Genomic DNA, 13,843 nt, shown 5'->3' with positions numbered 1-13,843 from the left:
CATGCGTACAACTCAGATATATGTCCGTGCCGGCCTGACCGTAGCCGCCGCCGCGCTGCCGCTGGCGCTGGCCGCTCCGTCGGCGTTCGCGGGTGGCGGGATCACCGTCACCGCCACCGGGTCCACCGTGCAGGTCACCACCGCGGCGTGTGCCACGGGCGGGACGGCCTCACTGATGGGCGGCGGAAACGCGAGCTTCGCCGGAGGTCAACAGATGCCGCTGTCGAACGGCAGCGCCATCTGGCGGAATGTCAGTGCCGGCACCTACACGGTCCTGGTCGCTTGCCAGGACGGCTCGCAGGCCGGGCCTCAGACCGTCACCGTCGGCACCACGCCGACGGCCTCCTCGACGGCCGCGCCCTCGCGCGGTGTCCGGGGCGGACTCGGGGGCGGTTCGGAGGACCGGGGCACGCTCACGCTCGTCACCGGCGGGGCCCTGGTGGCCATGGCGGCGGCGGGCGGAGGCGTCTGGTACCTGCGGCGACGTGCCGCGGCGGGCAACCGGCTCTGACGCCGGATCCAGAACGACAGCGGCACCCACGGCTGCCGCCCACCCGACCTCACGCCGGGTGGGCGGCAGCCGCCGCATGTGGACCCGCCCGCCGCGGTCGCCGTACGGCCCGGCCCAGGCCTACCCCGCTTCCAGCTCCTCGATCGTCCGCGTGAGCCACCGCGTCCAGAACGTCTCCAGGTCGATGCCCGCGCGCAGCACCACATGGCGCAGCCGGTCCTCGACGGCGTCCCTCCCCGGGGGGAAGTCGCGCCGCTCGATCTCCTCATACTCCGCCAACTGGCGCCGGTGCAGGTCGAGATGGCGGTGCAGATCCGCCTCGATGCCGTCCGTGCCGACGACCGCCGCGGCCCGCAGCCGCAGCAGAAGGGTGTCGCGCATCGGCTTCGGGTCCTGGCTCGCGGCGGTCCAGCGGGCCAGTTCGGCGCGGCCCGCCGGCAGGACCTCGTACTCCTTCTTCTGGCCGCGCGTCGCCCCTTGCCGGGGCAGCGCGCGGATCGCCCCCTCGCGCTCCAGCCTGCCCAGCTCGCGGTAGATCTGCTGGTGCGTGGCCGACCAGAAGTAGCCGATCGACTTGTCGAACCTGCGAGTCAGTTCGAGCCCCGACGACGGCTTCTCCAGGAGGGCGGTGAGGATCGCGTGCGGGAGTGACATGGGGGCCATCCTAAGGACGGGCTCACAGGGCCGCGGCCAGCTCCGTGCCCTGCTTGATGGCGCGCTTGGCGTCCAGCTCGGCGGCCACGTCCGCGCCGCCGATGAGGTGCGCGGCGCACCCGGCGGCGAGCAGTTCCTCGTACAGGCCGCGACGCGGTTCCTGGCCGGTGCACAGGACGATGGTGTCGACGGGCAGGACCGAGGAGACGCCGTCGACGGTGATGTGCAGGCCCGCGTCGTCGATGAGGTCGTAGCTCGCGCCCGCCACCATCGCGACGCCGCGGTGGCGCAGCTCGGTGCGGTGGATCCAGCCCGTGGTCTTGCCGAGGCCCGCGCCGACCTTGGACGTCTTGCGCTGGAGCAGATGGACCGTGCGCGGCGGGGTGGGCCGCTCCGGCTCGGTGAGGCCGCCGCGCCCGCGGTACTCCATGTCGACGCCCCACTGGCGGAAGTACGTCGCCGGGTCCAGGCTCGCCTTCTCGCCGCCGTCGGTGAGGTACTCGGCGACGTCGAAACCGATGCCGCCCGCGCCGAGGATCGCGACCCGCTCCCCCACGGGCGCGCCGCCGCGCAGCACGTCGAGGTAGCCGACGACGCTGGGGTGGTCGATGCCGGGGATGTCGGGGGTGCGGGGGGTGACGCCGGTGGCGACGACCACTTCGTCGTACGCGCCAGCGGCAAGCTCCTCGGCGGTGACGACGGTGTTCAGCTCGACGCGTACGCCCCGCAGTCGGAGCTGGGTGCGGAAGTAGCGCAGGGTCTCGTCGAACTCCTCCTTGCCGGGGACCTTGCGGGCGACGTTGAGCTGCCCGCCGATCTCCGGGGCGGCGTCGAAGAGCGTCACGTCGTGGCCGCGCTCGGCCGCCGAGACGGCGAAGGCGAGTCCGGCGGGGCCCGCGCCGACGACGGCGATGCTCTTCTTGGTGCGGGTCGGCGAGAGCACCAGCTCGGTCTCGTGGCAGGCGCGCGGATTGACCAGGCAGGAGGTGATCTGGAGGTTGAACGTGTGGTCCAGGCAGGCCTGGTTGCAGCCGATGCAGGTGTTGATCGCGTCGGACTGCTCGGCCTTGGCCTTGGCGACGAAGTCGGGGTCGGCGAGGAGCGGGCGGGCCAGGGACACCATGTCGGCGGCGCCGTCGGCGAGCAACTGCTCGGCGATCTCGGGGGTGTTGATGCGGTTGGTGGTGACGAGCGGCACGGAGACCTCGCCCATCACCTTCTTCGTGACGAAGGTGTACGCGCCGCGCGGCACCGAGGTCGCGATGGTGGGGATGCGGGCCTCGTGCCAGCCGATACCGGTGTTGATGATCGTCGCGCCCGCGGCCTCGATCTCCTTGGCGAGGTGGATGACCTCGTCGAGGGTGGAGCCGCCGGGGACCAGGTCGAGCATGGAGAGGCGGTAGATGAGGATGAAGTCCGGGCCGACGCGCTCACGGGTGCGGCGGACGATCTCGACGGGGAAGCGGACGCGGTTCTCGTAGGCGCCGCCCCAGCGGTCGGTGCGCCGGTTGGTGGGGGCCGCGATGAACTCGTTGATCAGATAGCCCTCGGAGCCCATGATCTCGACGCCGTCGTACCCCGCGGACTTGGCCAGTTCGGCGGCGCGGACGAAGTCCTCGATGGTCTGCTCGACCTCGTCGTCGGTGAGTTCGCGGGGCACGAAGGGGCTGATGGGCGCCTGGAGCGCGCTCGGCGCGACCAGCTTGTCGTGGTAGGCGTACCGCCCGAAGTGCAGGATCTGCATCGCGATCCTGCCGCCCTCGGCGTGCACGGCGGCGGTGATGCCCGCGTGCTGCTCCGCCTCGGCCTCGGTGGTCAGCTTGGCGCCGCCCTCGTAGGGGCGCCCCGCGTCGTTCGGGGCGATGCCGCCGGTGACGATGAGGCCGACGCCGCCGCGCGCGCGGGTCGCGTAGAACTCCGCCATGCGCGCGAACCCGTTCGGCGCCTCTTCCAGGCCCACGTGCATGGAGCCCATCAGGACCCGGTTGGGCAGGGTGGTGAAGCCCAGGTCGAGCGGGTTCAGCAGGTTCGGGTAACGGCTCATGCGGGCCCTCCGTACGCGGTGTCTACAGGACAGTTGTAGACGACGCCCGAAGCGTTGTGCAACTAGTTGCATAAAGCGTGAGCGGTGTCTCATGGCTCGCAGGGGTCACCGGGGCGCCACCCGAGCGTCGTGTCCGAATCCCGCCAGCCGCCGCCCCGCGCGGGACGCAGACTGGATGCCAGTCACAGGAAAACCCGAGGAGAGTCCGATGACCGTCTACACGACGATCGACAGCCCGCTGGGCGAGCTGCTGCTGGTGGGCGAGGCCTCGCCCACCGCCAAGGGCGGCACCGCGCTCGCCTCGCTGTCCATGCCGGGCCAGAAGGGCGCGGCCGTCGTCCTGGACGGCTGGGTCCGCGACGACAGGGCCTTCGAGTCCATCGCCGCACAGCTGCGTTCGTACTTCGCGGGGAGCCTGACCCACTTCGGCATCGAGTACGCCGCCGGGGCGGGCACCGCCTTCCAGCGCAAGGTCTGGGACGCCCTGGAAACGGTTCCCTACGGCACCACGACCACCTACGGACGGCTCGCCGAGCAGCTGGGCCTCTCCCGCGCCGCCGTCCGGGCACTCGGCACGGCCATCGGCCGCAATCCCCTGCTCGTGGTCCGCCCCTGCCACCGGGTGATCGGCGCCGACGGCTCCCTCACCGGGTACGCGGGCGGCCTTGAGCGCAAGCGGCAGCTGCTCGACCTGGAGGCCTGAGAAGCCGCGGGCTCACGGCCCCTCGTCCCGCAGTCCGCTCACCCGCAATGTGATGTTCAGTCTCCCGGTCAGGTCGAGCGCGGGCGGCGCCGTGCCGGGCAGCACGCGCGGCACCCCGTGGTAGGAGAGGCGGGACGGCCCCCCGAAGACCACGAGGTCGCCGCTGCGCAGCTCGATGTCCGTGTACGGCTTCGTACGTGTCTGCGGGTTGCCGAAGCGGAAGACGCACGTATCGCCGAGGCTCAGCGACACCACGGGCGCGCCGGACTTCTCGTCGCTGTCGCGATGCATGCCCATACGGGCGTCGGCGTCGTAGAAGTTGACCAGCGCGATGTCATACGCCTCCTCGCCGCCGTAACCGGCCGCTTCGGCAGCCGAGCGCCCCAGATCGGCGAGCCATGGCGGCATCGGCTTCACCGGCGCCCCGTCCCCGTCGACGACGCTGCGCGCGTACCCGTACGGAAACCAGTGCCAGCCCAGGCCGAACTGCCGGGCCGTCATCGTCCCGCCCCCGGGCGTCCTGACCAGCCGCAGTCCCGCGGGCGGCTTCGCCCACTGCCTGCACGCCTCGACCAGCCGCAGCTGCTCCGCCGGTGTCAGCCAGTCGGGGATGTGCACGGCCCCCGGGCCTAGCTCGGTGCGGGCCCGGGGGAACAGCTCATCCGCCACTGGTCTGCGGCCACGTCCAGTCGGCGACCTCCGGCAGGTCGGTGCCGTGCTCGCGGATCCAGTCGTGGTGGCGGGCGCGGGCGTCGGCCATCGCCTGCCGTACGTCCGTGGCGCGCTCGGCGAGGCCGGGCACGCGGTCGATGACGTCCATGACGAGGCGGTAGCGGTCGAGGTCGTTGCGGACGACCATGTCGAACGGCGTGGTCGTCGTGCCCGCCTCCTTGTAGCCGCGCACGTGCAGGTTCGCGTGCCCGGTGCGGCGGTAGGCGAGGCGGTGGATCAGCCACGGATAGCCGTGATAGGCGAAGATCACCGGCCGGTCCGGGGTGAACAGCGTGTCGAACTCGGCGGCGGACATGCCATGCGGGTGCTCCTCGCGGGGCATCAGCCGGGCGATGTCGACGACGTTGACGACGCGCACGGCGAGATCGGGCAGCAGCTCCCGCAGCAGCCCCGCCGCGGCCAGGACCTCCTGGGTGGGCACATCGCCCGCGCACGCGAGGACCACGTCGGGAGCGCGCGTGCCGTCGTCCGTGCCCGCCCACTCCCAGACGCCCGCGCCGCGCGCGCAGTGGGCACGGGCCTCGTCGAGGGAGAGCCAGTCGAAGCAGGGCTGTTTCCCCGCGACGACCACGTTGACGTAGTCACGGCTGGCCAGGACGTGCTCGGTCACCGAGAGCAGGGTGTTGGCGTCCGGCGGCAGATAGACGCGTACGACATCGGGGCTCTTGTTGAGCACGTGGTCCACGAAACCGGGGTCCTGGTGCGAGAAGCCGTTGTGGTCCTGGCGCCACACGTGCGAGGTGAGCAGGTAGTTGAGGGACGGCACGGCCTCGCGCCAGGGCAGGGAGCGCGAGGTCTTCAGCCACTTGATGTGCTGGTTGACCATCGAGTCGACGATGTGGACGAACGCCTCGTAGCAGGAGAACAGGCCGTGCCGGCCGGTGAGGGTGTAGCCCTCGAGCCAGCCCTGGCACAGGTGTTCGGAGAGGACTTCCATGACGCGGCCGTCGCGGGCCAGGTGCTCGTCGGTGTCGAGGGTCCGCTCCTGCCAGGCCTTGCCGGTGGTGCCATAGAGCGCGCCGAGCCGGTTGGACTCCGTCTCGTCGGGGCCCACGACGCGGAAGTCGCGGCGCCCGGCCGTGTCGGCCATCACCTGGGCGAGCAGCTCGCCGGCGACCCGCGTCGGCTCGTGCAGGGTGGTGCCGGGCTTGTCGACGGTGACGGCGAAGCGCTCGAGCGGCGGCAGGGGCAGCGGGCGGCTGAGCAGGCCCCCGTTGGCGTGCGGGGTGGCGCCGAGCCGGCGCTCGCCCTCGGGCACCCACGCCAGGACCTCCCCGGTGGGGCCGCCGTCCGCGTCGAAGAGTTCGTCCGGGCGGTACGAGCGCAGCCACTGCTCCAACTGCCGCAGGTGGTCGGGGTTCTCGCGGACTCCGGAGAGCGGCACCTGATGGGCGCGCCAGGTGTTCTCGACCGGCTCCCCGTCGACGAACCGGGGTCCCGTCCAGCCCTTGGGGGTGCGCAGCACGATCACGGGCCAGCGGTGGCGGCTGTGCGCACCGCCGCCGCGGGCGGCCCGCTGGAGGGCGGCGATCCGGTCCAGCGCCTTGTCCATGGCCTCGGCCATCGTGTGGTGGACCGTGAGCGGGTCGTCGCCCGCGACGTACAGCGGCTCGTGGCCGTAGCCCTTGAGCAGCGCGTCCAGTTCGGCGTCGGGGAGCCGGGCGAGCAGCGTCGGGTTGGCGATCTTGTAGCCGTTGAGGTGAAGGATGGGCAGGACGGCGCCGTCGTGCACGGGGTCGAGAAACTTGTTGGAGTGCCAGGATCCGGCCAGTGGCCCGGTCTCCGCCTCGCCGTCACCGATCACACAGGCCACGACCAGGCCGGGGTTGTCGAAGGCGGCTCCATAGGCGTGTGCGAGGGAGTAGCCCAGCTCGCCGCCCTCGTGGATCGAGCCGGGCGTCTCGGGCGCGACGTGGCTCGGCACGCCGCCGGGGAACGAGAACTGTCGGAACAGCTTCCCCATGCCCGCAGCGTCCCGCGTCACGGCCGGATAGGTCTGCGTGTAGCTGCCCTCGAGCCACGAGTTGGCGAGCACGGCCGGTCCGCCGTGGCCGGGCCCCCACACGCACAGCGCGTCCAGGTCGCGCTCCTTGATGACGCGGTTGAGATGGGTGTGCACGAGGTTGAGGCCGGGTGAGGTGCCCCAGTGGCCCAGCAGGCGCGGCTTGATGTGCTCGGGCCGCAGGGGCTCGGTCAGCAGCGGGTTGCCCATCAGATAGATCTGGCCGACGGACAGGTAGTTGGCGGCACGCCAGTGTGCGTCGAGTGCCGCCAGGTCCTCCTTCGCCATGGGCGCCATGAGGTCTCCTCGCGAGGGTCGGGTGTGCGGCGGGGTCCGGGGATACGTGACTGGGGCACGGGTTCCACGGGAGCGCCGGATCAGTCGTACGGAACGGTCCGGCCTCGGCACTCCTCCCCCCGACGCTGCCACCGCCCCGGCGCCGCCGCGAGCGCTGGGCGGCCCCGAGAGGGACCGCCCGGGCACGTCACCGGCTCTTCGTCGCCCGCAGCACGACGAACTTCGGGTCGCTCGCCACGACTTCCGCGTTGCCGAAGAGCTTGCGGAGTTTCACGTGGTAGGCGAGGTGGCGGTTGCCGATCACCCACAGCTCACCGCCGGGCCGCAGCGCGGCGCGCGCGCCGCTGAACATGCGCCAGGCGGTCGCGCCGGTGGTGGCCTGGTGGCTGTGGAACGGCGGGTTGTTCAGTACGAGGTCCACACTCCCCGGCGGTACGGCGGCGAGCGCGTCGCCCGCCACGAAAGCGGCCTTGGCGCCCTCGGCGGCGTTGGCCCGGAAGGTGGCCTCGGCGGAGGCGACCGCCTGGAACGACTCGTCGATGAAGGTGACGTCCGCGCCCGGTTCGGCGACGGACACGGCGGTGCCGAGGACGCCGTTGCCGCAGCCCAGGTCGACGACGTGCGCCCCGGCGCGGGCGCGAGGCAGGTGCTTCAGGAAGAAGCGGGTGCCGATGTCGAGCCGGTCGGCGCAGAAGATCCCCGCGTGGTTGACGACGGTCAGGCCCGCGCCCGCACCGGAGTCGGCGGGCAGCACATAGCTGCCGGGCCACGGGCTGGGGCCGGGCGTGCGTGCCGGATCGGGGGTGCTGAAGATGAGCCGCGCCTTCTGCCGGGCGAGCGAGGTCTTCGTCGGCCCGACGAGCCGCTCGAACAGCTCCAGGGTCGAGGTGTGGATCTCGGTGACCATGCCGGTGCCGATGACGACGGTGCCCTCGTGCAGGGCGGGCGCGAGCCGGTGGAGCTGGTCCTCCAGGAGCGCGAGGCTCTTCGGTACGCGGATCAGGAGTACGTCGATCCGGGCGGGCGGAGCGTCCCTGGTCGTCAGGAGCCGCGCCGCGTCCGGTGCGTGGCCCGCCCGCGCCAGATTGGCCCGGGTGGCCTGCTGGGCGAGGAAGGAGTCGGTGATCTGCACCGGCACGCGTGCGTGGCCCGCGAGGGCGGTGGTCAGCGCCCCCCACCGGTCGCCGACGACGGCCACCGTGCCGCTGAGATCGACGGGCGCCGTGCCGGTGAGTCCGACGGGCGACGCGTCCTCCTCGCCCGTGAGGTGCCGCAGCAGATAGGCGTCGGCCGCCGACCAGGCGCGCAGCTGGTCGCGGGGGTCCTCCGGGAAGCGGGTGAGGTCGTACGCGCCCCATGACGTGCTCAAACGGTTCATCGTGCCCTCAGGCTAACGGAGGGCGCGCGGGGCCGACGGAGGGGACCACAGGGTGCCGGGGAGCCTCCGGGGCGCGGGGGTCAGCCCGCGGGCCTCACCGCTCCCGGACCGGCTCGAACCACGTGGGGTCGTCCGCGAGTGCCTGCTTGATGCGGGAGAGCGAGAACTCGTGCAGGTCGGGCAGCGCGTCCACGGAGAACCACGCCACTTCCAGCGACTCGTCGTCGTTGACGCACGCCTCGCCGCCGACGGCACGGCAGCGCAGGGTGATGTCCATGAACTGGCAGGTGTCGCCGTTGGGGTAGGTGACGGGTTCGAGTGCCTGTACGAGGACTACGCGCTCGGGTACGCAGCGCACCGCGGTCTCCTCGTACACCTCGCGCACCGCGCACTCCGCGGGCTGCTCCCCCGGCTCCGGGATCCCGCCGATCGCCGACCACCTGCCGTTGTCGGAACGCCGTCCGAGCAGCACTCTGCCCTCGTCGTCGAAGACGATGGCGGTGATGCCGGGGAGCCAGAGCAACTGCTGGCCGGCGTCGGCCCGGAGGGCGCGGATGAAGTCAGGGGTAGCCATGGTCCGACCCTAACGGCGCCGGGCCACCGCCCAGCCCAGGCCGCCCACGGCGACCAGCACCAGGATGCCCTCGGGCAGTACGCCGAGCCTGGTGGCCGGGGTCCGCGAGGAGCGCAGCGGCACGTCCTCGACAAGGGAGTCGGCGGTGAACCACTTCGTCCTCGCCCTCACCGTGCCGTCCGGCATGATCACCGCGCTGACGCCGCTGGTCACCGGGACCGTGACGGCACGGCTGTGCTCGACCGCGCGGACGCGGGACATCGCGAGCTGCTGGTAGGTCATCTCGCTGCGGTCGAACGTGGCGTTGTTGCTGGGCACCGAGAGGATCTGGGCGCCGTGGGTCACGGTGTCGCGCACGGCCCAGTCGAAGGCGGCCTCGTAGCAGGTCGCGATGCCCACCTTGGTGCCCGCCATGGTGAAGACGCCGGGTTCGGAGCCGCGGCTGAAGTCCTGGCGGACCATGTCGACGTCGCTGCTGAAGACGCCGATGAGGCCGCGCAGCGGGATGTACTCGCCGAACGGCTGGATCTGCCGCTTGTCGTAGGTGCTGGTGGGGCCCTTCTCGGGGTCCCACAGGATCTGCTCGTTGTAGAGCTTGCCGTCCTTGCTCTCGACGACACCGCCCACCGAGACGGGCACCCCGATCGCCTCGACGGCGTTCTCGATCTCCCGGCGCGCGTCGGGGTTGGTGAACGGGTCGATGTCGGAGGAGTTCTCCGGCCACAGCACGAGGTCCGGGCGCTTGATCTGGCCGGCCTTGACCCGGGCGGCCAGCCGTTCGGTCTCGCGTACGTGGTGGTCGAGGACGGCGCGGCGCTGGGCGTTGAAGCCGAGTCCCGCGCGCGGGACGTTGCCCTGGATCGCGGCGACGGTCGCGGTGCCGTCCTCGGCCTCGTCGCTGACGAGCGGGCGCGCGGCGAAGGCGCCGACGAGCGGCACGAGCACGCTGAGCACGGCCACGGCCGCCGCCCCCCGGCGCAGGACCCGGCTGGTACGTACGACACGGGCCTGGCGCACGATCTCGTAAAGACCGAAGCCGCACAGGACCACCGCGAACCCGAGCACGGGGGTGCCGCCGAGCGCGGCGAGCGGCAGGAAGACGCCGTCCGCCTGGCCGAAGGCGACCTTTCCCCACGGGAAGCCGCTGAAGGGCACGCGCGCGCGTGCCGCCTCTCCCGCGATCCACAGGGCCGCCGCCCAGAGCGGGTATCCGGGCAGCCGGGAGACCGCCGCGAGCCCCGCGCCCACCAGGGCGACGAAGACCGCCTCGATGGCGGCGAGCGCGAGCCACGGGCCGGGGCCGACCTCGACGCCGGTCCACACCAGGAGCGGCATGAGGAAGCCGAGGCCGAAGAGGTAGCCGAGGCCGAGGCCCGCCTTCCAGCCGCGGCCACGCAGGGACCAGGCGAGACCGGCGAAGGCGGGGAGCGCGAGCCACCACAGCGTGCGGGGCGGGAAGCTGACGTAGAGCAGTACTCCGGAGAGGGCGGCCGCGGCGGCGGGCCCGAGCCCCCGCAGGACGCGCTCGGCACGAGAGCCCCGCGCGGGCTGCGGATCGAGCTGTTCCGGCTCGTCTACGGGAGTGGTGGTGGCGGTCACTCGGGGAGTGTACGGCGCGTCATCCGGGCGCCGACAGCGTGGTCGCCCGCGCGGCAGGCCCCATCGGCAGGGGTCAGAGCGGTGTGCCCCTGGGCTTCAGGTGGGCCCGGATCGCGCGGACCGCGGATTCGGCGTCGTCCACCGTCACCGTGAACTTGTGGCCGTCGCCCAGCCTGATCACCACGCCCTCGCCGCGCCGGACCACGACCGCCGTGCCCTTCTCGGGCCGCCAGCGGTAGCCCCAGCCGCCCCACTGCCGGGGCGTGACCGTGGGCGCGAAGTCCGCGCCGACGACATGGGAGAGGGGGATGTGGCGGCGCGGCAGGCCCAGGTGGCCGCAGCGCACTTCGAGGAAGTCCTTGTCGATCTTCACGGCCACATGGACGAAGGCGAGGGTCCCGAAGAGCATCAGGAGGCCGGCGGCGATGCAGCCCACGACGGACATGAGGAGCGGGGCGATGCCCGAGGTCCACATGGAGCCGACCGCGAGGGTGATCCCGAGCGCCAGACAGGCGGCGCCCGCAGAGGCGAGCAGCCACTGGACGCGGTTGGTCGCGCGGCCGGTCCAGACCTCGGGCAGGCCGTCGGCCGTGGCCCCCTCGACGGGTTCCTCGTGGGCGCGGTCCTTCATGCCTCCGAGACTACTCACGTTCCAGCGCGAAGGCAGCGCGTCGCGGAGAGTGACCGTCGCGGCGTAGGGTCGGGGAGATTTTCGGGAAGGTCAGGGGGTCAGAGCGCGGGGCTGACCGCCGCGAGCATGCGCCCTTCGGCGTACGTGAGTGCCTCCCGGGGCAGCTGCTCCGCGCGGCCGCTGAGCAGCACCGTGAGACCGGCAGCCGTGGCGTCGGGGGCGGCGCCGGGCCGCTCGCCGGTCCTGCGCAGCGCCTGGGCGGCGACGGCGCCGGCCGAGCCGTGGAGCACCAGGGGCGGCAGATGGGGCTGCTGCACGGCGGCGCGGATACGCTCGGCGACCAGCTCGTAATGGGTGCAGCCCAGGACGACGGTCCTTACCTCGGGCGGAGTGAGGGCGGCTGCGGCGGCGATCGTCTCGTCGATGGCCTTCTCGTCCGCGTACTGCACGGCGTCGGCGAGGCCGGGGCAGGGCACCTCGGTGACGGCCACCTCGCTCGCGAACTGCTCGATGAGGCCCCGCTGGTAGGGGCTCCCGGTGGTGGCGGGCGTGGCCCAGATGGCCACGGGTCCGCCGCTCGCGGCGGCGGGCTTGATGGCCGGCACGGTGCCGATGACGGGGATCCCCGGCTCCAGCCGGGCCCGCAGGGCGGGCAGCGCGTGCACGGACGCGGTGTTGCAGGCGACGATCAGCGCGTCGGGCCGGTGCGCGGCGGCGGCCTCGGCGACGGCGAGCGCCCGCGCGGTGAGGTCCTGCGGGGTGCGCGGTCCCCACGGCATCCCGTCGGGGTCCGAGGAGAGCACGAGATCGGCGTCGGGCCGCAGGCGACGCACCGCGGCCGCCGCGGCGAGCAGTCCGATACCGGAGTCCATGAGCGCGATCTTCACCCGGTCACCATAGTCGATGGGCCCCACAGGCCCCGTCCCGTGGGGCAGACTTCGGCGGATGAGCGCCGTTGCGTGGACCGCCGCCGGATCACTCACCGCGTGGCTGTGGCTGCTGTGGGGGCAGGGCTTCTTCTGGCGTACGGACGTGCGTCTGCCACCGCGCGGCGAGCCCGCCCGGTGGCCGTCGGTCTGTGTCGTCGTACCGGCCAGGGACGAGGCCGACATGCTGCCCAGGAGCCTGCCGACGCTGCTCGCGCAGGACTATCCGGGCCGGGCCGAGGTCTTCCTCGTCGACGACGGCAGCTCGGACGGTACGGGCGAGCTTGCCCGGGCGCTGGCCGAGCGGCACGGCGGCCTGCCGCTGACCGTCGGCTCCCCCGGTGAACCGCCCCAGGGGTGGACGGGCAAGCTCTGGGCGGTGCGCCACGGAATCGGCCTCGCCCGCGCGCGGGAGCCCGAGTATCTGCTCCTGACCGACGCGGACATCGCCCATGCGCCGGACAGCCTGCGGGAGTTGGTGGCGGCCGCGGAGGCGGGCGGTTTCGACCTGGTCTCGCAGATGGCCCGGCTGCGGGTGCGCAGCCCTTGGGAGCGGCTTGTGGTGCCGGCGTTCGTCTACTTCTTCGCGCAGCTCTATCCCTTCCGCCGGATCGGGCGGAAGGGGGCACGGACGACGGCGGCGGCGGGCGGCTGCGTCCTGCTGCGCGCCGACGCCGCCGAGCGGGCGCGGATCCCCGACGCCATCCGGCACGCGGTGATCGACGACGTGGCGCTCGCGCGGGCGGTGCGGCGCTCCGGCGGCCACCTCTGGCTCGGGCTCGCCGAGCGCGTCGACAGCGTCCGCCCCTATCCCCGCCTCGCGGACCTGTGGCGCATGGTCTCGCGGAGCGCGTACGCCCAGCTGCGGCACAACCCCCTGCTGCTCGTCGGCACGGTCGCCGGACTCGCGGTGGTGTACCTCGCTCCCCCGGTCTGTCTCGTCGCGGGCCTGGTCACCGGCAGCGTCCCGGCAGCGGCGGCGGGTGGCCTGGCGTGGCTGGTGATGGCCGGGACGTATCTGCCGATGCTCCGCTACTACGGGCAGCCGCTCTGGCTGGCTCCCCTGCTGCCCGCCACCGCCTTCCTGTACCTCCTGATGACCGTGGACTCGGCGGTGCAGCACTACAGGGGGCGCGGTGCGGCGTGGAAGGGACGTACGTACGCGCGTCCGGACACCGCCGCGGAGCCCGCGCCGGAGCGGCACTGAGCGGTCTTTTCGTCGCGGTCACTTCCTGCCGGGGGTCCAGTTCATGCCCCAGCCGTAGGCGTGGTCGATGGTGCGCTGGGGGCTGACGCCGCGCTCCGGCACGAGGTAGCGGGCCTCGCGCTGGACGACGAGGTCGCCGCCGTTGTTGGTGAGGAGGGCCAGCGCGCACACCGTCGAGGGGACCGTGCACTCGTCGAGGGAGAAGTCGACGGGGGCGCCGTGCTGCGGCTGGAGGGTGACCGTGGCGTTGAGGTCGGCGAAGCTGCGCGCACCCTCGTAGATCGTCACGAAGATGACGATGCGGCGGAAGTCCTTGATGTGGTCGAGGTTGATGGTGAGGTTCTCGCCGCTGTCCACGGCGCCGGTGCGGTCGTCACCGTCGAGCAGCATGTACGGGGGCTGGTGCAGGGCTCCGAAGGCGTTGCCCAGGGCCTGGACGACTCCCTTGCGGCCGTCGGTCAGTTCGTAGAGCGCGCAGAGGTCCAGATCGAGATCGGCGTGCATGGCGACGGCTCTGCCGAGCTTCGCGCCCCAGCCCTTGAACTGTTTGCGCGTCTGCCAGTTGAGGTTCACGCGCATGCCGCC

Annotated in this window: 12 protein-coding genes and 1 pseudogene; 3 read left to right on the top strand and 10 right to left on the bottom strand. The window is 72.6% G+C overall.

Annotation, left to right across the window (positions count from 1 at the left end):
• The first annotated feature begins 1 nt into the window (after nucleotide 1).
• A complete protein-coding gene (locus GKQ77_RS04215; protein ID WP_219687338.1) occupies nucleotides 2-511 on the top strand; it encodes a hypothetical protein in 510 nt (169 codons plus the stop codon).
• 120 nt (nucleotides 512-631) lie between these two features.
• On the opposite strand, the gene GKQ77_RS04210 is transcribed toward GKQ77_RS04215, so the two are convergent.
• Together GKQ77_RS04210 and GKQ77_RS04205 are read right to left on the bottom strand one after the other, a co-directional pair.
• Complete coding sequence (locus GKQ77_RS04210) at nucleotides 632-1,165, bottom strand: PadR family transcriptional regulator (protein ID WP_219687337.1); 534 nt, start codon at nucleotides 1,163-1,165, stop codon at nucleotides 632-634.
• 22 nt (nucleotides 1,166-1,187) lie between these two features.
• Nucleotides 1,188-3,209 (bottom strand): NADPH-dependent 2,4-dienoyl-CoA reductase, encoded by a 2,022-nt coding sequence (locus GKQ77_RS04205; RefSeq protein WP_219687336.1) that lies wholly within the window; start codon nucleotides 3,207-3,209, stop codon nucleotides 1,188-1,190.
• Nucleotides 3,210-3,417: 208 nt separating this feature from the next.
• Between GKQ77_RS04205 and GKQ77_RS04200 the strand changes: the two genes are divergently transcribed.
• Nucleotides 3,418-3,912: a methylated-DNA--[protein]-cysteine S-methyltransferase gene (locus tag GKQ77_RS04200; protein ID WP_219687335.1), complete on the top strand. Its 495-nt coding sequence runs from the start codon at nucleotides 3,418-3,420 to the stop codon at nucleotides 3,910-3,912.
• Between the two features lie 12 nt (nucleotides 3,913-3,924).
• Here GKQ77_RS04200 and GKQ77_RS04195 read toward each other — a convergent pair whose 3' ends face one another.
• From GKQ77_RS04195 to GKQ77_RS04165, 7 genes are all read right to left on the bottom strand, one after another.
• Complete coding sequence (locus GKQ77_RS04195) at nucleotides 3,925-4,581, bottom strand: alpha-ketoglutarate-dependent dioxygenase AlkB family protein (RefSeq protein ID WP_219687334.1); 657 nt, start codon at nucleotides 4,579-4,581, stop codon at nucleotides 3,925-3,927.
• Nucleotides 4,571-6,934: a phosphoketolase family protein gene (locus GKQ77_RS04190; protein WP_219687359.1), complete on the bottom strand. Its 2,364-nt coding sequence runs from the start codon at nucleotides 6,932-6,934 to the stop codon at nucleotides 4,571-4,573. Before GKQ77_RS04190 ends, GKQ77_RS04195 begins: the two co-directional genes overlap by 11 nt.
• A gap of 196 nt (nucleotides 6,935-7,130) precedes the next feature.
• Nucleotides 7,131-8,321 carry a methyltransferase gene (locus GKQ77_RS04185; protein WP_219687333.1) on the bottom strand — a complete coding sequence of 397 codons (1,191 nt, stop codon included), beginning with the start codon at nucleotides 8,319-8,321 and terminating at the stop codon, nucleotides 7,131-7,133.
• A 94-nt stretch (nucleotides 8,322-8,415) separates the two neighbouring features.
• Complete coding sequence (locus GKQ77_RS04180; RefSeq protein WP_219687332.1) at nucleotides 8,416-8,895, bottom strand: NUDIX hydrolase; 480 nt, start codon at nucleotides 8,893-8,895, stop codon at nucleotides 8,416-8,418.
• 9 nt (nucleotides 8,896-8,904) lie between these two features.
• The gene (gene lnt, locus GKQ77_RS04175; RefSeq protein ID WP_219687331.1) at nucleotides 8,905-10,494 is read right to left on the bottom strand and encodes an apolipoprotein N-acyltransferase; all 1,590 of its coding nucleotides are present in this window, start codon (nucleotides 10,492-10,494) and stop codon (nucleotides 8,905-8,907) included.
• A gap of 73 nt (nucleotides 10,495-10,567) precedes the next feature.
• Nucleotides 10,568-11,125 carry a hypothetical protein gene (locus tag GKQ77_RS04170; RefSeq protein ID WP_219687330.1) on the bottom strand — a complete coding sequence of 186 codons (558 nt, stop codon included), beginning with the start codon at nucleotides 11,123-11,125 and terminating at the stop codon, nucleotides 10,568-10,570.
• 98 nt (nucleotides 11,126-11,223) lie between these two features.
• Nucleotides 11,224-12,012 carry a glutamate racemase gene (locus GKQ77_RS04165; protein WP_219687329.1) on the bottom strand — a complete coding sequence of 263 codons (789 nt, stop codon included), beginning with the start codon at nucleotides 12,010-12,012 and terminating at the stop codon, nucleotides 11,224-11,226.
• A 58-nt stretch (nucleotides 12,013-12,070) separates the two neighbouring features.
• Here GKQ77_RS04165 and GKQ77_RS04160 point away from each other — a divergent pair, with 58 nt between their 5' ends.
• Nucleotides 12,071-13,258, top strand: coding sequence for a glycosyltransferase (locus GKQ77_RS04160; RefSeq protein ID WP_219687328.1), 1,188 nt, complete (start codon nucleotides 12,071-12,073; stop codon nucleotides 13,256-13,258).
• An 18-nt stretch (nucleotides 13,259-13,276) separates the two neighbouring features.
• Here GKQ77_RS04160 and GKQ77_RS04155 read toward each other — a convergent pair.
• Nucleotides 13,277-13,843, bottom strand: a pseudogene (locus GKQ77_RS04155) (Tellurium resistance); the annotation flags it as partial.

Source organism: Streptomyces anatolicus, from assembly GCF_019400875.1.
In the GTDB taxonomy this organism is placed as follows: domain Bacteria; phylum Actinomycetota; class Actinomycetes; order Streptomycetales; family Streptomycetaceae; genus Streptomyces; species Streptomyces anatolicus.
The sequence above is the reverse complement of the archived record's forward strand: the minus strand, read 5'-3'. Positions and strand labels throughout refer to the sequence as shown.

Bases quoted from the DNA above. Each gene is read 5' to 3' on its own strand.
- GKQ77_RS04210 (WP_219687337.1), bottom strand. From the start codon at position 1,165: ATGTCACTCCCGCACGCGATCCTCACCGCCCTCCTGGAGAAGCCGTCG.
- GKQ77_RS04170 (WP_219687330.1), bottom strand. From the start codon at position 11,125: ATGAAGGACCGCGCCCACGAGGAACCCGTCGAGGGGGCCACGGCCGAC.
- GKQ77_RS04200 (WP_219687335.1), top strand. From the start codon at position 3,418: ATGACCGTCTACACGACGATCGACAGCCCGCTGGGCGAGCTGCTGCTG.
- GKQ77_RS04185 (WP_219687333.1), bottom strand. From the start codon at position 8,321: ATGAACCGTTTGAGCACGTCATGGGGCGCGTACGACCTCACCCGCTTC.
- GKQ77_RS04215 (WP_219687338.1), top strand. From the start codon at position 2: ATGCGTACAACTCAGATATATGTCCGTGCCGGCCTGACCGTAGCCGCC.
- GKQ77_RS04190 (WP_219687359.1), bottom strand. From the start codon at position 6,934: ATGGCGAAGGAGGACCTGGCGGCACTCGACGCACACTGGCGTGCCGCC.
- GKQ77_RS04180 (WP_219687332.1), bottom strand. From the start codon at position 8,895: ATGGCTACCCCTGACTTCATCCGCGCCCTCCGGGCCGACGCCGGCCAG.
- GKQ77_RS04205 (WP_219687336.1), bottom strand. From the start codon at position 3,209: ATGAGCCGTTACCCGAACCTGCTGAACCCGCTCGACCTGGGCTTCACC.
- GKQ77_RS04160 (WP_219687328.1), top strand. From the start codon at position 12,071: ATGAGCGCCGTTGCGTGGACCGCCGCCGGATCACTCACCGCGTGGCTG.